23 protein-coding genes are annotated in these 24068 nt (G+C 37.4%); 6 read left to right on the forward strand and 17 right to left on the reverse strand.

What is annotated here, in order from left to right:
* Positions 1 to 97 precede the first annotated feature (97 nt).
* Genes artM through artP form a run of 4 tightly spaced genes read right to left on the reverse strand, consistent with a single transcriptional unit; the run spans position 98 to position 2939 of the window.
* Positions 98 to 781 (reverse strand): arginine ABC transporter permease ArtM, encoded by a 684-nt coding sequence (gene artM / locus HV560_RS09880; RefSeq protein WP_176812764.1) that lies wholly within the window; start codon positions 779 to 781, stop codon positions 98 to 100.
* Between the two features lies 1 nt (position 782).
* Complete coding sequence (artQ, locus tag HV560_RS09885; protein WP_176812765.1) at positions 783 to 1454, reverse strand: arginine ABC transporter permease ArtQ; 672 nt, start codon at positions 1452 to 1454, stop codon at positions 783 to 785.
* A 4-nt stretch (positions 1455 to 1458) separates the two neighbouring features.
* Entirely contained in the window at positions 1459 to 2187 is a 729-nt protein-coding gene (locus HV560_RS09890) for a transporter substrate-binding domain-containing protein (protein ID WP_176808893.1), read from the reverse strand.
* Positions 2188 to 2207: 20 nt separating this feature from the next.
* The gene (gene artP, locus HV560_RS09895) at positions 2208 to 2939 is read right to left on the reverse strand and encodes an arginine ABC transporter ATP-binding protein ArtP (protein ID WP_176812766.1); all 732 of its coding nucleotides are present in this window, start codon (positions 2937 to 2939) and stop codon (positions 2208 to 2210) included.
* A 137-nt stretch (positions 2940 to 3076) separates the two neighbouring features.
* Here artP and HV560_RS09900 point away from each other — a divergent pair, with 137 nt between their 5' ends.
* A complete protein-coding gene (locus HV560_RS09900; protein WP_176812767.1) occupies positions 3077 to 4795 on the forward strand; it encodes a protein-disulfide reductase DsbD in 1719 nt (572 codons plus the stop codon).
* A gap of 16 nt (positions 4796 to 4811) precedes the next feature.
* Positions 4812 to 5381, forward strand: coding sequence for an elongation factor P hydroxylase (locus HV560_RS09905; protein ID WP_176812768.1), 570 nt, complete (start codon positions 4812 to 4814; stop codon positions 5379 to 5381).
* Between the two features lie 117 nt (positions 5382 to 5498).
* Here the strand turns inward: HV560_RS09905 and HV560_RS09910 are convergent, their stop codons facing one another.
* The 4 genes from HV560_RS09910 to HV560_RS09925 form a co-directional block, all read right to left on the reverse strand.
* Complete coding sequence (locus HV560_RS09910; RefSeq protein WP_159631034.1) at positions 5499 to 6536, reverse strand: branched-chain amino acid aminotransferase; 1038 nt, start codon at positions 6534 to 6536, stop codon at positions 5499 to 5501.
* Positions 6537 to 6678: 142 nt separating this feature from the next.
* Positions 6679 to 7005, reverse strand: coding sequence for a Grx4 family monothiol glutaredoxin (gene grxD / locus HV560_RS09915; RefSeq protein WP_159631036.1), 327 nt, complete (start codon positions 7003 to 7005; stop codon positions 6679 to 6681).
* 77 nt (positions 7006 to 7082) lie between these two features.
* The gene (gene recR / locus HV560_RS09920; RefSeq protein WP_159631038.1) at positions 7083 to 7688 is read right to left on the reverse strand and encodes a recombination mediator RecR; all 606 of its coding nucleotides are present in this window, start codon (positions 7686 to 7688) and stop codon (positions 7083 to 7085) included.
* A gap of 6 nt (positions 7689 to 7694) precedes the next feature.
* Positions 7695 to 8024: a YbaB/EbfC family nucleoid-associated protein gene (locus HV560_RS09925; RefSeq protein WP_176810292.1), complete on the reverse strand. Its 330-nt coding sequence runs from the start codon at positions 8022 to 8024 to the stop codon at positions 7695 to 7697.
* A 135-nt stretch (positions 8025 to 8159) separates the two neighbouring features.
* On the opposite strand from HV560_RS09925, the gene recF reads away from it, so the two are divergent.
* Positions 8160 to 9242 carry a DNA replication/repair protein RecF gene (recF, locus tag HV560_RS09930; RefSeq protein WP_176812769.1) on the forward strand — a complete coding sequence of 361 codons (1083 nt, stop codon included), beginning with the start codon at positions 8160 to 8162 and terminating at the stop codon, positions 9240 to 9242.
* A gap of 389 nt (positions 9243 to 9631) precedes the next feature.
* Here the strand turns inward: recF and HV560_RS09935 are convergent, their stop codons facing one another.
* From HV560_RS09935 to pyk, 5 genes are all read right to left on the reverse strand, one after another.
* Positions 9632 to 10888: a colicin-like pore-forming protein gene (locus HV560_RS09935; RefSeq protein WP_176812770.1), complete on the reverse strand. Its 1257-nt coding sequence runs from the start codon at positions 10886 to 10888 to the stop codon at positions 9632 to 9634.
* A 110-nt stretch (positions 10889 to 10998) separates the two neighbouring features.
* The gene (tyrA, locus tag HV560_RS09940; protein ID WP_176812771.1) at positions 10999 to 12120 is read right to left on the reverse strand and encodes a bifunctional chorismate mutase/prephenate dehydrogenase; all 1122 of its coding nucleotides are present in this window, start codon (positions 12118 to 12120) and stop codon (positions 10999 to 11001) included.
* A gap of 51 nt (positions 12121 to 12171) precedes the next feature.
* A complete protein-coding gene (locus HV560_RS09945) occupies positions 12172 to 13236 on the reverse strand; it encodes a 3-deoxy-7-phosphoheptulonate synthase (protein WP_176812772.1) in 1065 nt (354 codons plus the stop codon).
* A gap of 37 nt (positions 13237 to 13273) precedes the next feature.
* Positions 13274 to 14311, reverse strand: a complete 1038-nt coding sequence (locus HV560_RS09950; protein WP_176812773.1) for a glycosyltransferase family 9 protein — start codon at positions 14309 to 14311, stop codon at positions 13274 to 13276.
* A gap of 88 nt (positions 14312 to 14399) precedes the next feature.
* Positions 14400 to 15839, reverse strand: coding sequence for a pyruvate kinase (gene pyk / locus HV560_RS09955; protein WP_176808902.1), 1440 nt, complete (start codon positions 15837 to 15839; stop codon positions 14400 to 14402).
* A 124-nt stretch (positions 15840 to 15963) separates the two neighbouring features.
* Here pyk and sixA point away from each other — a divergent pair, with 124 nt between their 5' ends.
* The 3 genes from sixA (at position 15964) to fis (ending at position 17956) form a co-directional block, all read left to right on the forward strand.
* Positions 15964 to 16452, forward strand: a complete 489-nt coding sequence (sixA, locus tag HV560_RS09960; RefSeq protein ID WP_176810301.1) for a phosphohistidine phosphatase SixA — start codon at positions 15964 to 15966, stop codon at positions 16450 to 16452.
* Between the two features lie 216 nt (positions 16453 to 16668).
* A complete protein-coding gene (gene dusB / locus HV560_RS09965; protein ID WP_176812774.1) occupies positions 16669 to 17631 on the forward strand; it encodes a tRNA dihydrouridine synthase DusB in 963 nt (320 codons plus the stop codon).
* Between the two features lie 28 nt (positions 17632 to 17659).
* Positions 17660 to 17956, forward strand: coding sequence for a DNA-binding transcriptional regulator Fis (gene fis / locus HV560_RS09970; RefSeq protein WP_159631056.1), 297 nt, complete (start codon positions 17660 to 17662; stop codon positions 17954 to 17956).
* A gap of 115 nt (positions 17957 to 18071) precedes the next feature.
* Here the strand turns inward: fis and HV560_RS09975 are convergent, their stop codons facing one another.
* The 4 genes from HV560_RS09975 to gloA form a co-directional block, all read right to left on the reverse strand.
* Positions 18072 to 20870 (reverse strand): lactoferrin/transferrin family TonB-dependent receptor, encoded by a 2799-nt coding sequence (locus tag HV560_RS09975; RefSeq protein WP_176810303.1) that lies wholly within the window; start codon positions 20868 to 20870, stop codon positions 18072 to 18074.
* An 85-nt stretch (positions 20871 to 20955) separates the two neighbouring features.
* The gene (locus tag HV560_RS09980) at positions 20956 to 22725 is read right to left on the reverse strand and encodes a transferrin-binding protein-like solute binding protein (protein WP_176812775.1); all 1770 of its coding nucleotides are present in this window, start codon (positions 22723 to 22725) and stop codon (positions 20956 to 20958) included.
* A 134-nt stretch (positions 22726 to 22859) separates the two neighbouring features.
* The gene (rnt, locus tag HV560_RS09985) at positions 22860 to 23525 is read right to left on the reverse strand and encodes a ribonuclease T (RefSeq protein WP_006252190.1); all 666 of its coding nucleotides are present in this window, start codon (positions 23523 to 23525) and stop codon (positions 22860 to 22862) included.
* 81 nt (positions 23526 to 23606) lie between these two features.
* Positions 23607 to 24014 (reverse strand): lactoylglutathione lyase, encoded by a 408-nt coding sequence (gloA, locus tag HV560_RS09990; protein WP_236650864.1) that lies wholly within the window; start codon positions 24012 to 24014, stop codon positions 23607 to 23609.
* Between the last annotated feature and the right edge of the window lie 54 nt (positions 24015 to 24068).

The raw sequence follows: 24068 nt of genomic DNA on the forward strand, positions 1-24068 counted from the left end.
ATACAAGCGGTTAAATTTTCATAAATTTTTGCAATCAGTTATCTATAAAGCAAAAAGCGGACAATATATTTTGTCCGCTTTATTATTAATGAGCCTTTTAGGCTTTTTCCATTTCCAACCGCTCAAAGGCTAAAACGTTAGTTTCTAACTTTCTCAATATTACTGTCATAATGCCTGTAATCACTAAATAAATCATACCAGCTATGCCATAAATAGTAAGTGCATCGTACTCCGTACCATATAACTGGCGAGCATAGCCCATAATATCCATAATCGTAATGGTAGAAGCCAGTGATGTGCCTTTAAAAACCAATATAATTTCATTACTGTAAGAAGGCAACGCACGTTTCAAAGCATAAGGAATTAAAATTTTAAGTGTATCTAAACGACTTAAACCCAATGCAGCACAGGTTTCCCACTGCCCCTTTGGAATCGCTTTCACTGCACCATAAAATAGTAATGTCGAATAAGCTGCACTGTTTAATGATAATGCTAATACCGCACAAAACCAGGCATCTGACAATAATACCCACGCTACACTTTGCGTAATCCACTCAAACTGCCCTGGTCCATAGTAGATTAGGAAAAACTGAACTAATAACGGTGTACCCGTAAATAAAGTTAAAAACCCATTTATTATCCATTTTACAGGGCGATTTTCCATTGAAAGCAGGAAAGTAAGGCTAACTGCCAGCACAAAGCCAATCACTAATGCTACCACCATTAAAGACAGACTAGTTGAAATACCTTGTGCAATCACATTTAAATATGCTTGCCACATTTTATCTGCCCCCTCTTTCAAAACGAGTCACACGCCATTCAAGACGGCGGATAAGCACTTGGCTAATTAAAGTCACTGCTAAATAAATCAAGGCAGTAAGACCATACCAAGTAAACGGCTCGTGGGTACGGGTGTTAATCAATTCAGCTTGACGCATTAAATCGTGAACACCAATAAGCGAAACCAATGCGGTATCTTTTAATAGCACTAACCACTGGTTACTCAATCCTGGCAGAGCGTGCCGCCATACTTGAGGCATTACAATGTGAATGAAGGTATAGCGCCGACTTAAACCAAGAGAGGCACCTGACTCCCACTGCCCTAGCGGAATAGCCTGAATTGCACCACGCAAACTTTGTGAAGCATAAGAAGCAAAAATCAGTGAGAGTGCCACTACACCGCAGCCAAACGGACCAAGTTCAACATATTGTCCTGTCAGTAATTCCAATACTTCAGGCGTACCGAAGTAGATCAAAAAAACAACCAGAATTTCTGGTAAACCACGTAGTAGAGCTAAAAAAGTACTGGTTGATTTACGAATAACGGACCATTTACTTGTTTCTAATGACACAAAGCCAATCGATAAAGTTAAACCAAGTAGTAATGAACAAACCGCTAACCCTAAGGTCATTAGGGTTGCGGTGTAGATTAAAGGGAGATACTCAACAAACATTAGATTATTTTGTCATCCATTTATCGTAGATTTTCTGGTATTTGCCATTCTCTTTAATCAATTTAATACCTTTGTTTAAGCTTGCAACCAACTCAGTTTTCGATTTATTTACTGCAATACCTAAACCATTATTGAAATATTTTTTATCAGTCACTTTCTCGCCCACAAAACCTAACTCAGTATTTTTATCGAACATTTCTCTTACCACATCCGTGTCACCAAAAATAATATCAATACGTCCGTTTTTTAGATCTAAGATTGCATCTTGTAAGCTTGCATAAGATGATGCCACATATTGCTTCGCTTCATTTGCAATATACTGTTGGTAAGTTGTACCGTTTTGTACACCTACTTTTTTTGCAGTGTCAAGAGTAACGCCTTTATCTTTTACTGCAATAAAGCTTGCTGAACTTTCATAATATGGATGAGAGAATAACACCTGTTTTGCTCGTGCTTCGGTAATATCAATTGCAGAAATTGCCGCGTCAAAACCACCACGCCCTTTCATTAAACTTGGGATTAACGAGTCAAAAGATTGGCTTTTGAAATGGCAAGTTGCGTTAAGCTCCTGACAAATTGCATTTGCAATATCCACATCAAATCCAATAATTTCACCTTTCTCATTGGTTAATTCAAAAGGGGGATAGCTAGGCTCCATTGCAAAAGTGATCTCTTGCTGAGCATTCGCGATTGCAGAAGTAGAAATTAACATTGCTAAAAGTAATTTTTTCATATTGTTTTCCTTATTTTTAATCAGGAGTGTGAAAGATAATTTGCAAATTCAGCCGTTTTCGGCTGCTCAAAACAGCTTGTATCGCCTTGTTCAATAATAGAGCCATTTTCCATATAGACTACTTTAGTTGCTACTTTTCGAGCAACACTCACCTCATGAGTCACAATCACTTGGGTAATGCCCGTTTGCTGTAGTTCCTTAATAATATCTACCACCTGGGCAGTAATTTCAGGATCAAGAGCTGCAGTTGGCTCATCAAAAAGTAACACCTGTGGTTGCATCATTAATGCTCTAGCAATGGCTACACGTTGTTGCTGACCACCTGAAAGATGTAGAGGAAAACGCTCGGCAAACTCACTTAAACGTAAACGGGCTAAATGTATTTTAGCACGAGCAATTGCGTCTTCTTTGCTTAATCCAAGTACTTTCATCGGTGCTTCAATTAAGTTTTGCATTACGGTTAGATGCGGCCATAAGTGATATTGCTGGAACACCATTCCCACTTCACGGCGTAATAAACTTACTGCTTTGCTATTGGTTTTGGTGCTTAAATCAAATTTATGATTTGCAATCGCTAAAGTGCCAGACTGTGGCATCTCCATTAAATTTAATGTACGAATTAAGGTACTTTTACCTGCTCCACTCGGACCAAGTAAGACGACTATATCGCCTTTTTCAATGTCTAAATTAATGTCAAACAAAGCTTGATTTGAGCCATAAAAGAAATTGACATTTTGAATGCGAATTGCCATTAGTTAAAACCCTACTACATTATTTTAAAATATTGAATGAATACTAATTATTATTGCATTATTATGCAATTTTCTTTAGAATTTTGCAATTCTTGCATTATAATTTGCCACAATATTTTTTTAATGACTATCTGAATATGATTAAAACACTTTTTACTCTATTTTTAAGCCTTTTAATGTTAGGCCCATCTCACGCTAATCTTTTTGCTTCCAAAAATAAGTTTTTAAAATCGGAAGAAGCTTTTATTTTTTCGTTAGAAAATAAAAATAACCACTTACTCTTAAATTGGGATATTGCTGAAGATTATTATCTTTATAAAAAAGAAATTAAGATAACACCCCAAAATATTGATGTTGGCGATATCAAATTCCCTGCATCTGAGAAACATCGTGATGAATTTTTTGGGGAAGTTGAAATCTATCGCAATCAGTTACAATTAACGGTGCCGTTTAAAAAAATTAGAGATAATGCCTCAATAGAATTGGTCTATCAAGGCTGCACTAAAGGTTTTTGCTACCCACCTGAAAAGCTCGAACTGAAGTTTGATAGCATTCTCACAGCAGAAGATACAGGGGAAATGATAGAACAAGCGGTCGAAAATAGCGGAAATTTTGCAAAATCAGAGCAGGTTGAGCTTGCCGATAACCTATCTAACAATCGCTTTTCGATTTTTTGGTTTTTTGTTCTAGGAATAGGATTAGCGTTTACACCTTGTGTGTTGCCGATGTTGCCATTACTCTCTGCAATTGTTATCGGAAATAAAGAAAGGCCGTCTACCTTCAAAGCGTTATTGCTTAGCATTACCTATGTACAGGGAATGGCTCTTACTTACACTTTATTAGGGTTAATTGTTGCTGCAATTGGCTTACCATTCCAAGTGGCATTACAAAGTCCATTCGTACTCATCGTCTTATCTATTGTCTTTACGCTAATCGCTTGTTCAATGTTTGGTTTATATGAAATCAAACTTCCTAACAGTTGGCAGCAAAAGCTTAATACGATAAGTCAAAAACAAAAAGGGGGAGCATTCGGTAGTGTATTTTTTATGGGAATGGTTGCAGGTTTAGTCGCTTCACCTTGTACCTCAGCACCGCTTTCAGGAGCATTGCTTTATGTTGCCCAAAGTGGCGACTTGTTTACAGGCGGATTAGCCCTTTACTTATTGGCACTGGGAATGGGGCTTCCGCTTATCATCATCACCCTCTTTGGCAATAAAATTTTACCAAAATCTGGCGAATGGCTTTTAAAAGTCAAAACAGCATTTGGTTTTGTAATGTTGGCATTACCTGTATTTTTATTAAGCCGTGTATTTAGTGACTACGAACCGTTTTTATGGTCTGCCTTAGCTATCGCATTTTTGATTTGGTTAATCGAGTCAATTTCGTCTCATTCGATTACAAAAAGAATAATAAAAGTTTTACTGTTAATTAGCTTATGTTTTGTTGCGAAGCCTTGGACGGATTTAGTTTGGGGAACGCATATTGAAAGTCCGCACGCTCAACATTTAAAATTTGAGAAAATTCACTCACTTGCAAATTTAGAAGAAAAATTGACCGCTTCCAAAGGAAAAAAAGTGATGTTAGATCTCTACGCAGATTGGTGTGTTGCCTGCAAAGAATTTGAAAAATACACTTTCACCGATGATAAAGTGCAACATAAACTGAATGAAATGGTGGTTTTACAAATCGATCTCACTAAAAATTCAACGGAAAATACCGCATTGATGAAGTATTTTAATGTATTAGGTTTGCCAACAATTTTATTCTTTGATGAAAATGGCAAAGAATTAACGCAATCTCGGGTGACTGGTTTTTTATCAGCAGATAAGTTTTTAGATTGGTTGAAGAAACTTTAAAAGAATAAGCAATAAAATGAAACAAGAAAATCATAACATTGAAGATATTATTCGCATTTTTGATGACTGCTTTGCTATAGAATATAACACACGCTTAAAGCGTGGCAGTGATTACCCAATCTATCTGCCTGCATTCTTAAACGAAGGGGGCATAAAAAGCGAACGTTCTTACAACGTTATTTTTTTCGCTCACGGCTACTATAGCAGTGCTTTACATGAAATTGCTCACTGGCTAGTAGCAGGCGAAGAACGCCGTAAATTAGAAGATTTTGGTTATTGGTATGAACCAGACGGGCGTTCTGCCGAAAGACAAAGAGAATTTGAACGTGCTGAAGTAAAACCACAAGCAATTGAATGGGTGCTTGCCACTGCAGCAGGCTTTCGTTATTTTGCAAGTGCCGATAATCTTTCTGGTAACCCTGGCGACAATTCAGCCTTCAAGCTAGCGGTTTATGATCAAGTGAAGGTGTATGCTGAACGTGGATATTTGCCTAAAAGAGCCGAAACCTTGCGTAAGGCTTTATGTCGCTTTTATGGCACTTCAGATATGATTAATTTAAATCAATTTGATATTGACCGAATTTAATCACATTTCTACTCAAATTGCTTTATGGAATAAATAAAAATCGGTTTTTGTAATAAACCTAAAAAATCAAGCGGTAAAAAAATGATATTTTTTTACCCCTTATCGTTTAATTTAAAACTATTCTACTTTAACAATCCAGCCTTCTGGTGCTTCCACATCACCAAATTGGATGCCCGTTAATTCTGCATATAAACGGCGGGTAATGGGCCCAACTTCGGTTTCAGAATGAAATACATAGAATTGACCTTTATGCTGAATACCACCAACTGGAGTAATCACCGCTGCCGTACCACAGGCACCTGCTTCAATAAATTGATCAAGTTGATCAATATATACATCCCCTTCTTCTACCTCCATACCTAAACGCTCTTTTGCAATATAGAGCAATGAGTACTTAGTAATACTTGGTAGAATAGATTCAGAAATAGGCGTGACGAATTTATTATCTTGAGTAATTCCAAAGAAATTTGCCGCACCGACTTCTTCAATTTTGGTATGGGTTTTCGGATCTAAGTAAATTGCATCCGCAAACTTACGACTTGCAGAACTTTCCTCTACCGCCAACTCGTGTGGCAATAAACTTGCCGCGTAGTTACCGCCTACTTTTACTCCCCCTGTTCCCATAGGTGCTGCACGGTCATATTCGGTTGTAATAAAATTAGAAGGTGCTAAACCACCTTTAAAATAAGCACCCACTGGGCAACAAAATACAGAGAAAATAAATTCAGGCGCTGCTCTTACACCAATGTTTTCACCCACACCAATTAAGAAGGGGCGTAAGTAAAGCGTTGCCCCAGAGCCGTAGGGGCCTAACCAATCTTGGTTTGCTTTTACAACTTCTTTACAAGCACGAATAAATAATTCTGTGGGTACACGTGGCATTAATAGGCGATCGGCTGTACGTTGCATACGCTCTGCATTTTGATCTGGGCGAAATAGATTGATAGAACCATCTTTACAGCGATAGGCTTTTAACCCCTCAAAACATTGTTGCCCATAATGTAATGCCGTTGAGCCTTCGTGAATATGTAATGTGTTATCTTGTGTTAATTCGCCCTCATTCCATTTACCTTCTTTCCAATGTGCAATGAAACGATAATCTGTTTTTATATAAGAAAAGCCTAAATTTGCCCAATCTAAATCTTTTAATGCCATATTGTGTCCTTTATTTTTATGTTGCTAAATAATCTTAGCATTCTAAAACAAAATAGCAGTTGAAGTAAGAATTTTCATAAATTAAAAGAAAAATTAAGGCTCTTAATCAACTTAAGAGCCCTAATTTTTAAACTTTAACGAATTATTCAGCGTGCTTTTGAGCGACTTCTTTTAGCAATGCTTGAAGTTCGCCTTTTTGATACATTTCTAGCACGATATCACAACCGCCAATTAACTCACCCTCTACCCATAATTGTGGGAAAGTTGGCCAATTTGCAAATTTTGGTAATTCCGCACGAATATCTGGATTAGTTAAAATATCCACATAACCAAAAGGCACTTGGCAGTTAATTACCGCTTCTACCGCACGCGCAGAAAAACCGCAAGATGGGAATTTTGGTGAACCTTTCATATAAAGTAGAATAGGATTTTCGCTAATTTGTTGTTTGATTTTATCAATAGTTTCCATTTTTAGCCTCAATAAAATATAGAATATGTAAAATAGTTGAGTGATTATATCAAGATTAAGCCCATACCGAAACAGATTTAAAAGGTAATATCACGCCGCCCGACAAAAGAGTGAGAAAGCGTTGTACCATCTACCATTTCTAGCGAGCCTCCCACTGGCACACCGTGTGCAATTCGAGTTGCTTTTACATTATATATTTTGCATATTTCAGCGATATAATTTGCTGTCGCATCACCTTCAATGGTTGGGTTTGTGGCTAAAATCACCTCATAAAAAGATTCCTGTTCCAAACGCTGTTGCAATAAATCTAGCCCAATTTCACGAGGGCCAATACCATCAATGGGTGATAAATGTCCCATTAGCACAAAATAACGCCCCGAAAATTGCCCTGTTTGCTCAATTGCTTGAATATCTTCTGGCATTTCCACCACACAGAGCTGCCCACTCATTTGGCGTCTAGAATTTTTACAAATCGTGCACTCTTCTTCTTCCGTAAAAGTACGGCAAGATTGACAATGCCCAATATGGCTCATCGCCTCACTTAATGCTTTTGCTAATGCCACACCGCCCAAACGGTTACGCTGCAAAAGATGGTACGCCATTCTCTGTGCCGATTTTGGACCAACGCCAGGCAAAGCACGCAAGGCTTCCATTAAGTTTTCAAGTAAAGGACTTGTTTGCATACTCAATTAAAATGGGAATTTCATACCAGGCGGTAATTGCATACCAGACGTTACGCTTGCCATTTTGTCTTTTTGCATTTCTTCTGCACGGCGAACGGCATCATTAAATGCAGCGGCCACTAAGTCTTCTACCATCTCTTTATCATCTTCCATTAATGATGAGTCGATCTCAATTCGGCGACAATTATGTGCACCGTTAATAGTGACTTTCACTAAACCTGCTCCAGACTCGCCTGTTACCTCTAATTGCGCGATCTCTTCTTGCATTTTTTGCATACGCTCTTGCATTTGCTGAGCCTGTTTCATTAGGTTACCTAAACCACCTTTTCCGAACATAATTTTCCCTCTAAATTTAGCGATAAAATGAGCGGTTCATTTTACTGAACGCATTTCTAATCTGCAAGCGGTTAATTTTTACAAAAACTTTGCAAATTGATAGAATAGCACCTCTTTTTTACTTTTGACTCTGCTATGGCACTTACCCGTTTACTCATCAATGATTTCCGCAATATCCAACATACTGATTTGGCATTTAGCCCACATTTTAACTTTTTAGTTGGGGCTAACGGCAGCGGTAAAACCAGTTTGCTGGAATCCATTTTCTATTTAGGGCACGGGCGTTCATTTAAAAGCCATATCAGCAATCGTATTATTCACTACGATAAAGACAATTTCGTACTACACGGCAAAATTGACGAAGCCCAACACAGTTGGTCTGTCGGTATTCAAAAATCTCGCAATGGCGATACTACACTTAAAATCAACGGCGAAGATGGCAATAAAATTGCCGATCTTGCTCACTTATTACCAATGCAAGTAATCACCCCAGAAGGCTTAACATTGTTAAATGGAGGCCCGAGCTATCGCCGAGCTTTTTTAGATTGGGGCTTATTCCATCAACACAATGATTTCTACACCCATTGGACGAACCTACGCCGCTTGCTCAAACAACGAAATTCCGCTTTACAACAAGTTCGCACTTATCAAGAATTAAAAGCGTGGGATATTGAATTAGTCAAAACCACCTATGCAGTAAGCCAAATGCGAGCGGAATATGCCGAAGCTCTCCGCCCTGAAATTGAGAAAACCTGTCAATTTTTCTTGCCGGAATTAGAAATCGGCTTAAGTTTTCATCAAGGTTGGGAAAAGGGAGCGGATTATGCTGAAATTCTGGCACAAGGCTTTGAGCGAGATAAAGCGATTGGTTATACAATGATTGGGGCACAAAAAGCCGATTTCCGCTTTAAAGCAAGTGGATTACCAGTGGAAGATGTGCTTTCTCGTGGTCAGTTAAAATTATTGATGTGTGCCTTACGCCTTGCTCAAGGGGAACATTTAGTTGCCCAAAAGCAACGCCAATGCCTGTTTTTAATTGACGATTTCGCCTCCGAACTCGACCCCACCAAGCGTGAACTTTTAGCTCATCGTTTAAGAGAAAGTGACTCACAAGTATTCGTTACCGCCATTACTCAAGATCAGCTCAATCAAATGCAATGGCAAGATAGGGCTGATGATTGTTTGTTTGAGGTAGAAAATGGTATAATTAAATATTAATTTAGTTAGTCAATCCAAAGAAAAAATGAATAAAAAATATTACTTTAAACACTTTTTTTTAAGTTTAACTATAGGATTTATAATTTCTTATAAAATATTTTCATCTCCATTAACTAGCTATAAACAATATTTATTTCTATTGTGGATAATTAGTTGTGTATTTTTATATCCTATTGCACATTATACTCTCGAAACTAGCTATTCTTATTTCATTCATTCAAGAATAGAAAGAAACAAATTTATAGATAACCCAGCTTTCTTTAGAATGAAGGAATATTTTTGTTTCTTTGTGAGTTTTTTGTTTTCTATCCCAATTAGTTTTTGTTTGATTATTTATAAATATTTAAAAAAAGAAAGAAAGCTATAACAAGCTTTCTTCCTTTTCTAGCCTAGAAGAATAATGCTTTATGTACTTTTTCTACTAATTCATCACTTATCAAAGCACTTACTACTACCATTAATACTCCATAACCTATAATACCTATTGGAGTTCTAGTTAAGATTACTAAAGCAAGGCTTACAACATAAGTTGCAGATTTGTCTAATACTTGCTTTTCTACTTCAAAATAAAATGGCTTCCAATTCCCTTTTTCATACCCTTCTTTCAAAGCTGTTGTTAGAGCTACTCCTGAAAATGTTTTACCCACATATTTGAAAGCCTTATTAAACTTATACAAATCATTACTAATTGATTTCATATCTAAGGATTGTAAAGCTTTAGATATTGCCTGACGATCCCTAGAATTAAATTTCTTATTAATATCTCCTTTATATTTATCAAATGCTTTTAAGGCTTCATTGACATTCCGAATTTTCTTTCCTTTAGCTACTGCTGCAATTTTTTTAGCCTCCTGACTAGCTAGGTTTCCATATTTTTCAGTAATATGTTCAAAAAAAGCATTAGAGTACTCTAAAATAGTTTTAAGCTTTTTGTCTTGTAAATCTTGTTTTAAACCTTTTAAAAGCTCACTTGCCTCTTTCCTTACATCAATTAAACTACGTAAACTCGCTTCTATTTTCTGTTTCTCCAGTAAAATTTTAGTTTGGGGTATCTCCACTTTTTCTTTCCATAATTTGATATATTCCTCTGTCATTTTAGGACTACGAAAATAAGCAATATTAGATTCATAAGCAGCAGAAATGAGCCCAGGATTACTATCTCTAAATTTTTTAAAATTAGATAATCTAACTATGTTATTATTCAATAATTCATCAAATTTCTTATCCGCATCATTCTCTAAGGAAATTAAATTCTTCTCAGAATTTTCTAAAATTTTTAAGGCATTTTCCAGTGTATTTATATAAACTTCTATTTCTTGTCCTTTTTCAAAATCCAATGCATATTTATTAAACCACTCCCTAGCTTCTAAAAGCAGCTTTTGCACTTCCGATTTAGAAAGCTGAGCCTTATATTTAACAATAGAGCCATTTAAATCTCGAATTTTAATAGAAAATTCCGCTAAATTGATCAATCCAACTCTTCCTATCTTTAAGTCTACAGGCTTTAAAACAACATGTGCAGGAACCTCTAAAGAAATCCCAAAAGATGGCCCAGGATAATAAGGCTTCCCGCCTATTGTAATTGGGCTAGGTTTATAATCTGGTTTAACGATAATTGGATCAAGTACAATTGAATTATTTGACATATATAATCTCCTTATAGCCAAAGAAAACAAACTGAGTTAATAAAACGTTAGATTTGATAAAGTTATTTCGGTTGATTATCACAAAATTGATTAAAATTATTACGTTAGGACTAACGTCTCGAATCATTCGCCTGTTGGAGCAATACTCTACTCTCTTTTAAGAACTGCTCCGAATAATCACCAAACCAGTGATGCACTTCATCAAAAGCTTGGATAAAGCCGGCTTTATCGTTACGTTTGAAGAAATCCAGACCTTGTTCAAAGCTCTCTTTGAGTGATTCAATAATGTCTATATTTTCCGGTTTATCGGCAATAATATCTGCGTATAGGCTACCGTCTTGAGCAAATAAACGCCCGATCATCGCTAATTCTAATCGGTAAATGGGGGAAGATAACGCCAATAATTGCGACAGTTGCACCGGCTGGCGAGAAAGGTGCAAGCCAAACGCAAAAGTTGAAAAGTGGCGTAACGCTTGAATATAGGTCATTGCGTGGTCGTGTTCTTTCGCCTCAATCTGTTCGATTTTCGCCCCCCAAATTTTCATTTGTTCAATCAGCCATTCATAACGCTCAGGGAAACGCCCATTACAGCAAGCAATCACCTGTTTTGCCTGACTCGCAATATCTGGTCCGAACATTGGGTGTAAGCCAACTACTGCTCCATTATGCACTTCCAGCATTTTTTGTAGTGGCTGATATTTAACAGAAGTTAAATCTGCCAAAATCATATTTTCAGTTAAGTATGGCTGCAAACGCTCTATTGTTTCTAGGGTATTGGCAATTGGCACACACACAATAACCACATCTGCATTTGCTAATATTTGCTTCGCATTCGCCCAATCATCACGCCCTAATGCCTCAACATTATAGCCAGATAGGGTTAAATAATTACCGAATAATCCACCTAATTTCCCGTTACCGCCTACGATGACAATTTTTTGAATTGCCGTATTTACTCTTTTGAAGCCGTGCTTGTTTTCATTGGCGTAAGATTCACGCATTACACGGCGTAGCACATCTTCAATCAGATCAGCTGGAATGCCTTGTTTTTCCGCCTCTCCTCGGCGGGCGGAAATCATTGCGGTTTCTCGCTCTGGTGCATAAACAGGAATACCGTGCTCTGCTTTCACTTTTCCGACTTCTGCCACAAGAGATAAACGCTGGGCAAGTAATTTAATGAGCTGTTGATCAACCTGATCAATTTGTTCACGTAATGGAGCTAATGGGTTCATATTTTTATCAACCATAAAACAAGCGGTTATTTTCTCATTATTTTTTGCAAATTACCGATGGCGTAATTTTTCTGCAAAATGGGTTAAAAGATTTTCTGTCGTTTGCCAATCAATGCAAGCATCGGTAATTGAAACACCATACGCCATCTCATCAAATGGTAATTCTGATGACTGATTACCCGCATTTAAGTGGCTCTCAATCATCAAGCCAATAATTGAAGTGTTGCCTGCTAATAATTGCTCCAACACATTTTCTGCGACAACTGGTTGGCGGCGATAATCTTTATTGGAGTTGCCGTGGCTGCAATCAATCATAATCGCAACAGGTAAGTTTGCTTGTTTGAGCACCCATTCGCAGTCATCAACATATTGCTTTTCATAGTTCGGCGTTTTGCCACCACGCAAAATAATATGTCCGTCTTCATTCCCTTTCGTTTTCAGTAAAGTCACCTGCCCTTTTTGATTAATGCCGATAAAACTATGACCTTGAGCAGAAGATTGCATCGCATTAAGTGCAACGGCTAAGCCACCATCTGTACCATTTTTAAAACCAACCGCCATTGATAAACCCGAGGCTAATTCACGGTGCGTTTGCGATTCTGTGGTTCTTGCCCCAATTGCAGACCAACTAAATAAATCAGCAAGATATTGTGGCGTCATCGGATCTAAAGCTTCAGTCGCAAGAGGCAAGCCCATTTCAGCTAAATCTAAACAAAGTTTGCGTCCAACACGCAGACCAGTTTCTACATCAAAAGAGCCATCCATTTTCGGATCGTTAATTAACCCTTTCCAACCGACTGTAGTACGAGGTTTCTCAAAATACACCCGCATTACAATGTAAAGCTTATCACTCACCTGGTCTGAAAGTGCTTTTAGTTTTTTACCATATTCAATAGCAGCAATCGGATCGTGAATAGAGCAAGGACCAATAACAATCAACTGGCGTTTATCACGTCGGTGAATAATGTCAGAAATGACTTTACGTGAACGTTCAATTTGCTCGCGTAAATGTTCTGGCAATGGAAATTCCTGCTTTAGCTCTTGTGGGGTTAATAATACTTTTTCATCTTTTATATTAACGTTATGTACGCTATCTTGGTTAAATACAGTGTTCATTTTTATTTCCTAATGTAAATTTTTTAGTACACTCACTTTACAACTTTATTTTTAAGGTTTCAACTATTTTTTGCTTTACTGCATCAACGCTGATTTTTTCCATCCAATTTTTGCCTTTAGCTTTGGTTGCCCACGCCAATTCTTGCCAAGGTTTGCCATAAGATTGCAAAATTGCTTCATCATATACAGAAACCACTTTATTTAAATCTTGGTAAGGCCCCGTCCGCTTTGGGTTATGAATTGCATACAGCCCAACAACTGGAGTATGTTGAGTTGTCGCAATATGGGCTGGTGCTGAATCAGAGGAAATGACTAAATCTACTTGCCGAATCACGCCAGCTAATTGTTTTAACGTAGTTTTGCCTGCAATATTGCAACTTTTCGGAGCAAGTTGGTGTATTTTGTGTGCGGTTTCCATTTCATAGCGAGAAGGCGATCCTGCAATCAGCACATTGATATTTTTCTCAATCAAGCAATTAGAAAGTTCTGCGTATCTTTCTGGTAGCCAATCTTTCTCTTTTTTACTTGAGCAAGGAGCAATTAGCACATTTTTTTTCGTGAAATCAATGAATTTTTTTCCATAAGCTAAATCTTCATCGCTCACAAACAGATCCCATTTTGCAGATAAATCCGTCACGCCAATCGCTTTAGCAAACATCATCTGCCCATCAAGAACGTGAGGAGAGCTGGCCATTTCAACCTTTTGATTGGTAAATAACCATTGCATTTCTCTTGCTCTATCCTTATTAAAACCTATTTTTTTATCTGCTTTAATGCCAAGTGAAAGTATTGAAGCCCGAAATGCCGTTTGCAAATTTAGTAGAAAATCAAACCGCTTGTGGGAAAGCTGCCTCCATATTGTAAACAATTCTTTCCAGCCTGATTTTTTATCAAAGGAAATTAACTGTACATTAGGAATGTTTTTCATTAGTGCTGCTTCTGTTTTTCCGATGATCCAAGTAATTTCAGCAGAGGGATAGTGCCGCTGGATAGCTTGCACAACGGCTAAAGTATGACACACATCACCAATGGCTGAGAGGCGTAAAATACAAATTGAAAGGGGTCTATTTAGCATAGTAATTCAAATAGTTAGGCGTTCATAAAACGATATTAAGATATAAAAAAGCCACATAAGTAATGTGGCTTTTGTTTTAGCGTTTATATCATTCCACTCTTAAAATACGGCAAGTATTTGTGCCACCTGCTTTTAATTCATCACCGTGTGTTAGAAGTACTAATTCACCCGTTAATAAATAACCTTGCTCTTTTAATTGAGCAATCGCTCTTTTAGCGCCTTCCATTGTACGGCTTTCTTCATTGTAAAGTACTGGCGTAACACCACGATAAAGCGCACAAAGATTCAATGCTTTTGGGTTACGAGAAAGAGCATATATTGGTAAACCAGAGCTAATACGGCTCATTAATTTTGCTGTTTCGCCTGATTGTGTTAATGAAACAATTGCTGATACGCCTTCTAAGTGATTTGCCGTGTACATTGCAGACATTGCAACGGCTTCATCAATAGACTTAAATCTATCTTCCATACGATGACGTGAAATATTGATGCTTGGCATTGTTTCTGCACCTAAACACACTTCCACCATTGATCTTACTGTTTCAACTGGATAATCACCATTTGCCGTTTCCCCTGAAAGCATTACGGCATCAGTACCATCTAATACTGCATTTGCAACATCCATTACCTCAGCACGAGTTGGCATTGGTTTTTTAATCATTGATTCCATCATTTGCGTTGCGGTAATCACTACACGGTTTAACTTACGAGCACGGCGGATTAAACGCTTTTGTACACCCACTAACGCTGCATCGCCAATTTCAACCCCTAAATCACCACGTGCAACCATAACAACATCAGCCCCTAAAATGATGTCGTCCATAGCCTCTTCTGTCGCAACCGTTTCTGCACGTTCTACTTTAGCCACAATTTTTGCCTCTAAACCCGCTTCTTTGGCTAGTTGACGCGCATATTCTAAATCCGCACTTGATTGTGGGAATGAAACCGCTAAGTAATCCACACCAATTTTTGCTGCTAATTTAATGTCTTCTTTATCTTTTTCTGTTAATGCAGGTGCAGATAAACCACCGCCTAATTTATTAATCCCTTTGTTGTTTGATAAAGGGCCACCAACGGTCACTTCAGTATGAACACGCATACCTTCAACTTCTAATACTTTAAGTTGCACATTACCATCATCTAATAACAAAATATCGCCTGGTACTACATCGTTTGGTAGATTTTTATAATCTAAGCCAACCGCAGATTGATGACCTTCGCCACGCGGTAAATCTGCATCTAAAGTAAATCTGTCGCCAATACTTAAGAAAATTTTGCCATCTTTGAATGTCGAAACACGAATTTTAGGTCCTTGAAGATCGCCTAAAATAGCAACTTGACGACCTAATTTTGAAGCAATTTCACGTACTTTGTTTGCACGTTCGATATGATCTTCAGGAATACCGTGAGAGAAGTTCATACGAACCATATTCGCACCAGCAGCAATAATTTTTTCTAATGTATTACCACGGTCGGTTGCAGGCCCCATTGTACAAACGATCTTGGTTCTTCTGAGTTTTCTAGACATTATTTGACTCCATAATAAATTTAAAATATAAGCTAAAATCTTTCTAAGCACTTGATTATGCGTTAAACGAGGGTCATTATACGCCTAAATGACAAGAGTTTAAATACAAGTTAAGGAGAATGTTATGAATATTTGGATTATGCGACACGGAGAAGCAAGTTTTAATGCCCCGAGTGATCCCGCTCGCTGTTTAACCGAAAATGGCATAAAAAATGTTATCTTACAAGGCAAGTGGCTAGGTGAATATTTAACCAATAAGCAAATACAACTTGATAAAATTCTGGTTAGTCCTTACCTTCGTGCCAGACAAACCCTTGAAAATATTATAACAGGTATGCAAGCGGTCAATTTTTCTCAAAACGTTGCAAATCTTATTGAAGAATGGGAAGAAATTACGCCTGATGGTAATCCCTATATTATTGAAGATTACCTTCGTTTTTTAAGAGAAGAAGGAGCAAAAAATATTCTACTCATTTCACATTTGCCTCTAGTATTTGATTTAAGCCAGCTTTTAACAAACAATCAAAGCAATGTGCAATTTCCAACCTCAACCATCGCTGAAATTAATTGGATAGGAAATGTGGGTAAAGTTGTCTATATAAAGCACGTTTAATCCTATTTTTATATTGTCAATAAAAATATTTTCGCTATTTTTGCACATTGTCTAATTTATAGACTTCCAAAATGATTAAAAAATGCGTATCATACGCCCCCTAAATCAGTGAAACTGATAATAAGCATCAATTAAAAAGTACGGTATTTGCCGTACTTTTTATTTGGGTATCTTTCTGGTTAAAATTACTTCAAATTTGTTAATAAAAGGTTAAAAATGCAAATAGGACAATATGAAATCAAAAACCGTATTTTCCTTGCACCGATGGCTGGTATTACCGACCAGCCTTTTCGCCGATTATGTAGCCAACTTGGTGCAGGTTTGACGTTTTCAGAAATGATGTCCACAAATCCTGATGTATGGCACACCGAGAAATCAAGATTGCGTTTAGCACATCACGATGAAATCGGTATAAATGCTGTACAAATTGCAGGTTCAGACCCAACAGAGATGGCACAAGCTGCAAAAATTAATGTTGAGTATGGGGCAGATATTATTGATATTAATATGGGCTGCCCTGCGAAAAAGGTAAATAAGAAAATGGCAGGCTCAGCCTTGTTGCGTGAACCTGAATTAGTCGCTCAAATATTAAATGCTGTTGTAAATGCCGTTGATGTGCCTGTTACCTTAAAAATTAGAACAGGTTGGGATCTTGAAAATAGAAATTGTCTGACAATAGCCAAAATTGCAGAACAAGCTGGAATTAAGGCACTGACTATTCATGGGCGTACTCGCAGCTGTTTATTTAACGGTGAAGCGGAATATGAAAGTATCAAAGCGGTAAAACAAACCGTGTCGATTCCGATTATTGCAAATGGCGATATACGCTCCGCAGAAAAAGCAAAGTCTGTTTTAGATTACACCAATGTTGATGCGGTGATGATCGGACGAGGTAGCTTTGGTAATCCTTGGCTATTTAAGGAGATCAACGATTTTTTTGAAACTGGGCAATATTCCACATTACCTGAAAAAGAAAAATATCAACTAATGTTTAAGCATATTGAAGACTTGCACCAATTTTATGGTGAAGAAAAAGGCTATCGAATTGCCCGTAAACACGTTGGTTGGTATGTGGAACAATTACAACCAGAGTCAAATTTTAAACGCACTTTTAATACGTTAAACTCTACCAAAGAGCAACTTAACGCATTAGAAGATTTTGTTAAATTGATTCTTTAGAATCTTAATAATAAAGTTGGATAAAAAAATGTTAGAACAACAACCTACACAAAACCCATTAACAGTAACAATGTTAAATTCACAAGCACAACAGGTTAACAAACCTCTGCGTGATAACGTGAAAGCAGCATTAAAAAACTATCTATCTCAATTAAATGGTGAAGATCCAACAGAATTATACGAATTAGTATTATCTGAAATCGAACACCCAATGTTAGATATGGTGATGCAATATACTCGCGGCAATCAAACTCGTGCAGCAACAATGCTAGGCATTAACCGCGGTACATTACGTAAAAAATTAAAAAAATACGGTATGGGTTAATCTAAAACTCATAAAAAAATGCACCTTAAACAGTCTTGATAAACTGATTAAGGTGCAATTTTTAAGTAAAGAAAAACGCTAAATATTATCTATTTAGCGTTTTTTCTTTTTAGTTTTAGAACTTCATCTCAAATGCAAGGCTGAAATTACGTCCTGGTGCTGCGAAACGAGTGTAGTTATTACCCGTATCTTGGTTTATTGCAGTACTAGATGATTGGCGGACTGATTCCCAAGTACTGTATTTACGATTCATCAGGTTATAAATACCCGCTCGTAGGGTATAGTTTTTATAATTAACATAACCGGTTAAATCGTGTGTATACCAAGAACCAGTCACTTTTCCACCTAAATCAACACGATGGATACCATAGTGACGGGTACCTTTAATTTCATCAGCATTTTTTGCTTTAGAATACGTGGTTGTCAAATTAATTCCCCATTTTTGTTCAGGGTGATCATAACCAACACCTAATACATATTTACCTGGTTGAATAGCCTCTAAAGTTGGGTCATTTACAGCGTGTAATGTCGGATCATTAAGGCTACGTTTTTTCACTTTAACTTTATTGTAAGCTAAGTGTGCATTAAAGCCATCAGGAATAAAAGACATTAAGCCGTGAAGATCCCATTTTGAGACAACATTAATACCATTTAATGTTACATCTTGCACATTATGATAATTATCAATACAGGTTACCGTACTGTCATCTTTTTTACAGGCTTCGGCGATCATCCCCTTATACTGATTATGGAAGTAACTAAGATCGATATAACCAAAATTGCCTTTAAAGCTAATGCCAAATTCGTGGTTAATAGATTTTTCTACGTTTAAACGACGATTACGATGCTCTCTTTGAAGAGACTCATCATTCGTGTTACCGATATGTTTACGCTTTCCATACAGTTCATAGAATGCTGGTACTCTAAACCCATTCGAGATACGGTAAGAGAACGAGACAAAATCTGTTGGTTTGAGCGTTATACCGCTATTCCAAGACCAATTACGATACGTTTTACTAACTGTCCAAGGATCTGAAGATTTAAAACGATGTTCATCAAATCGTACTCCAAGCCCTAAATCAACATATTGACTACTCATTAAATCACGTAAGCCAATAAAGCGATTATGCCCTTTAATAGTACGAGTTTCACAGTTAAGAATACCACCACGACTGTTGTTACAAAGCGATTTTGTCACAATGCTGCGAGGCTTACGCACATAAACATCTGGGTTATCCAAACGTCCTTGTCCACTTTCGTGAATATAACCCGCTTCCGTATATTGAGCGTGCCAATCACCGCGTTCAAGATCAGAACTGAATTTATCCAAACCAATATTGAAATTAAATTTATGTTGCTGTTTAAACCAATCTCGACCAGCGGTAACGGCTTTACTTAAATCTAGCTGGATGGTCTGATGTTTTTCACGATAAGTATTTTTCTCAGTTTCATACATAGACCAAGGCTTGTCTAAACTTGGGCGGCAATGCTTGCTCACAACTGGATAGTCGCTACAATGCAAGCGGTGCATCTTACTATGTAAAGCAATATCTTGTTTGTCCCAACTTAGTGTTGCCTTGTCTAACCAAGTCGGCTTCTCTACTTGATATTCATACTTTAATCCAACACGACGTTTATAGTGACGCTCATCGAAAAATTTAGCTCTACTATATCGAGTACCGTAAGGAATAGTCTTATCGAAAACCAATCCATTTAATAAAATATCACCTTCGTACACTTGACTTAATTTATAGAGATTATCCGTACTCGGATTAATGTCATTTTTAGTATAGTAAGCTGGCGTTTGCATATCACGAATATCATAACGTTGAGCTGTATTTTCAAATACTGTGCCTAAGTAGTGATATGGCGTAAAACGATAGCCAAATTTAAGAAATACGGAATTGCTTTTGTAGTCCATAGGATTCGGTGCAATTCTATCTTTACCTGTATATTCATTCGCAGAAAGCGTCTCTTTTCTATAGGGTATTTGAGCCAATTGTTGTTTTTCAGCTGCTGACAATTCAGGTGATTCCCTAGATGTAAAGTTATCATTATTGATCTTCACATCCGCTCTTGGTGTACAACTTGCTGGTGTCGAGCAATTATCTTTAATAATAAAGAAACGACCGCCTGGTTGCTCCAATTGACTACCAGGACTAAGATTATAGCGATTTTCATAGCCAGTTAAACGAGCAATTTGATGTTGGATATTATAAGCTTCACTATGAATTTTTGTTTCCTTAGCGTGACGATGTGTGGCAATCACTAAGGCATCAAATCCACTAGACTGACCAGCCATCGCAATTGATTGCATCAATTCACTATTTTTGCCTACATAGGCAGTTTTGGTATCCAATCCCCAATTTTGACCCTCTTTAATAATATCTTGAGAATCTTTAGAACGAAAACCAATTGCACCACCTAACGCACCTGATCCATATTCAGCAGAACTTGCCCCTTTGCTCAACTCAATCGAACGAATATTTTCATATTCAATTTCGTTGATTGCTCCGCCATTCGCCTGAGAACCTGAAGTATTATAGTGTTGTGCTTGTGGCAAACCGTCCACCAACATTGCCACTCTATTTTTATCTACACCACGAATAGCATAACCACTACTTGCCCCTCTCCCCTGTTCTACCACAGAAATACCAGGATCGTAACGTGTTAAATCTCGAATCCTCAAAATTTGATTTTTGCTCATTTCATCATAATTTTTAACGACTTTACCCAAGCCTGTTACTTCATTTTGTCTCTCATGAGCGTAGCGGCTCTCAGTCACAACAACTTCATCGAGAACTGCAGAATGATCGTTTGTCATTTGATGTTCATTAGCAAATAATTGAGAGTGTGAGACGGAAAAAATGACTGCTATAGCAATCGGCGAATAATGGAAAGTATGTTCTTTCATTGTTTTATTTATCCTTTAGATTTTACATTTTTTTGGCGAAAATTACCCGCTTGTTAGAGCGGGTAAGTCTTGGCTTATTCTCTACCTAGCGTTTTCCACCGAAAGTGATACTCACTTTATCTTTATTAGTTTCTGCACTATGCACAATGCCGCCTAATTCAGCAGCTTGCGGACCATAAAAACCACCTTCAAATTTGGCATTAAGATGAACAACTGTACCACCAGCTGTACTCTTATTATCAATATTAAAGCCTTTTTCACCCGTTTTTGCTGTACCGCTAAAACCATTGCCTTCAATCTTTCCATCTAATGTCAGCATCGGATTTGTCTCTAAACCATCATTCGCAATCAATTTACCTTCAATCTTCTTATCGGCAAAATTCACATCAAATATAGAACGAGTGCCATGAGCTTTATCACTTGGCGAATCACCACCTACACCCCCATTCTTACTACGAATAATTCCATCCCAAGTACCAGTATAACGATAAATACGAGCCTCTTTTGGTAAATCAGCAACTGCCGTACGTTCACCCACTAAGTATTGATGCCCGTCTTTATTATCTTGGCTGTCTTGTTCAAATGTGCCGAATTTAACATAGTCTAAATTATTACAACAGACTGAAATTTTGTAATCTTTACCATTTATATTTTTTGTTAATACTTGATAAAAATCCATATCAGCAAAACGTGTTTTTTCTTCTGGCAATAAAGCAATTTGAACACCATCAATAACTAAATGAGTTGCCAGACCAAAAGTATCCATATCTGATTTAGCCAAATCTTTCAAACTCACTTGCACTGAATCAAATTTCTTTTCGACCTTGTCTTCACCTTTTTCATCACGCTTACCCGCAAATACAACGAAAATTGATTTGTCATCTGCCAAAAATTTTCCCGCAAGTTCCTGAGCTTTATCGCCATAAAAACCGCCTTCTACTGTATTACTATCTTTACCAAAGTAAGGATCGTCTGTTTTTAAAGCCTTTGCCTTACCATTAAAGCGGTTTCCGTGGATATTCGCTTCTATCTTATAATGATCAGTAATTTCCTGCTTGTCCTTTTCCCTTGGATTTACATAGCCATTTTTAGTTAAAGTACCTTTAAGCGTTTTATCGCTAAAATTAACCTCAAACTTACTACTATGCCCTATAGGATTGCCTTCCACCTCTGTATTTGCTTGGTTGTTTTCTGGCGTAGCCCCAACATTCGTACCAGCATCACCTCCTTCAAAATACTTACTTTTATTTTTTGCAGATGCATTAGTAGTAAAATCCCAAGTTCCTTCATAAGTTGCTATTTGGGTTGGGAAAGCTTTAGATGGTTGAGTGCCTAAATAATAAACATACCCTGTAGGGCCTGTTTTTAGAAGACGAGGTTCTCCTCGTTTACTTCTCTCGGTTGCAGCATCTAAATGAAGGAAATAACCCGAACGAACAAATTTCATCTCTCGCTTATGATGTAATTTTTTTCCATCGTGAGTATGAATAATCAGGTCTTCATCATCACCAAGCTTTTTCACTTCTTCAAAAAGTTTTTTTACTTCTTTCTCAATATCTAACGACTCACCTACAATAGGCGTGATCGCCTCAATCGCTCCATTTTCCTCTCCTGTGCCACCGAAGAAATTACGACGTGGAATTTTAGTTTGAAATCCTAAGGATGGTTGAGCTGAGCTTTCAGTCGAAGATATCGTTCTACGTTCTGATTTAGGTTGGGCTGTTGAGTCTTTAGAAGAGCTAGAATGAGATGGGCTTGCCTTAACTGAATTGGTATCAAAACTACCACCGTTTGAAGTACAAGCCGAAAGTAGTACAGCATTCAATAAAATAACGCTATTTTTTATTTTAAACACAATTTTCTCCTTAATTAAAAATGATTACCATTTTATTTATATAGAAGAACTGTGTAAATAGCTAGATTATATTTTTTTAGAGAGCCATCTTTTAAATAATAAAAATTGAAAAATAACGCCCATCTTCCTCTACACTAAATGTGTGGAAAGCCGCCCAAATCTTTTAGTTTATTCACCATAGCACAAAATAGCTCTGTGGTCTTTTCGGTATCGTATAATGCTGAATGCGCTTGGTGTCCGTCAAAGTTAATTTGGGCAGCTTGGCAGGCTTTAACTAACACGGTTTGCCCATACATAAAACCAGCAAGTGTTGCGGTATCAAACATTGCAAAAGGGTGGAATGGATCACGTTTAGCGTTAATCCGCTTGATTGCTGCTTGTAAAAAACTCTGATCGAATGTGGCATTATGAGCCACAATAATCGCACGCTGGCAACCTTGTTCTTTCATCGCCCTACGCACCATTTTAAACATTTCAGGGATCGCAATATTCTCTGCCACCGCACCACGCAGGGGGTTATCAATATCAATGCCGTTAAATTTAAGAGATTCGGGGTTGATATTTGCCCCTTCAAACGGTTTGATATGAAAATGGCATTTTTGATCTTCAACTAAATAGCCGTTTTCGTCCATTTTCACAGTAATTGCCGCCAGCTCCAATAACGCATCGGTTTGAGCATTTAGCCCTGCCGTTTCAACATCAATCACAACAGGCAAATAGCCACGAAAGCGATTTTTTAATAGATTATAATCGGTTGGTGGTGTAGTCGATTGAGGGATAGATTCAGTTATATTTTCCATTTTATTTCAACTTAAAAATACAAGCGGTCTGATTTGCAAAATTTTTTACAAATCCGACCGCTTGTGACTATGTGAAAGGAATTAGTTTCCTAATGCGGCTTGTGCGTTTTTATTTTCAATAAATTCGATTTTGTAACCATCGGGATCTTCAGCAAATGCAATCACGGTTGTGCCGCCTAATACAGGGCCTGGCTCACGCGTAATATTACCGCCTGCGGCACGCACATCTTCAATCGTTTGATAAATATCATCAACGCCTAATGCGATATGACCATAAGCTGTGCCTAGTTCGTAGCTTTCCACACCCCAGTTGTAAGTCAGCTCAATGACTGCACTTTCGCTTTCATCAGCATAACCTAAGAAAGCTAAAGAGTACTTGTATTGCTCGTTCTCACTTCTGCGTAATAAACGCATCCCTAATACTTCGGTATAGAACTTAATTGAACGTTCTAAATCTCCAACACGTAACATTGTGTGTAAAATTCGCATATTTTCTTTCCCCCTTGAAGTTAAAAAGTCTTGCGTATTATGGCATAATTTGGG

The sequence above is a fragment of the Mannheimia pernigra genome, from assembly GCF_013377995.1.
Classification (GTDB): domain Bacteria; phylum Pseudomonadota; class Gammaproteobacteria; order Enterobacterales; family Pasteurellaceae; genus Mannheimia; species Mannheimia pernigra.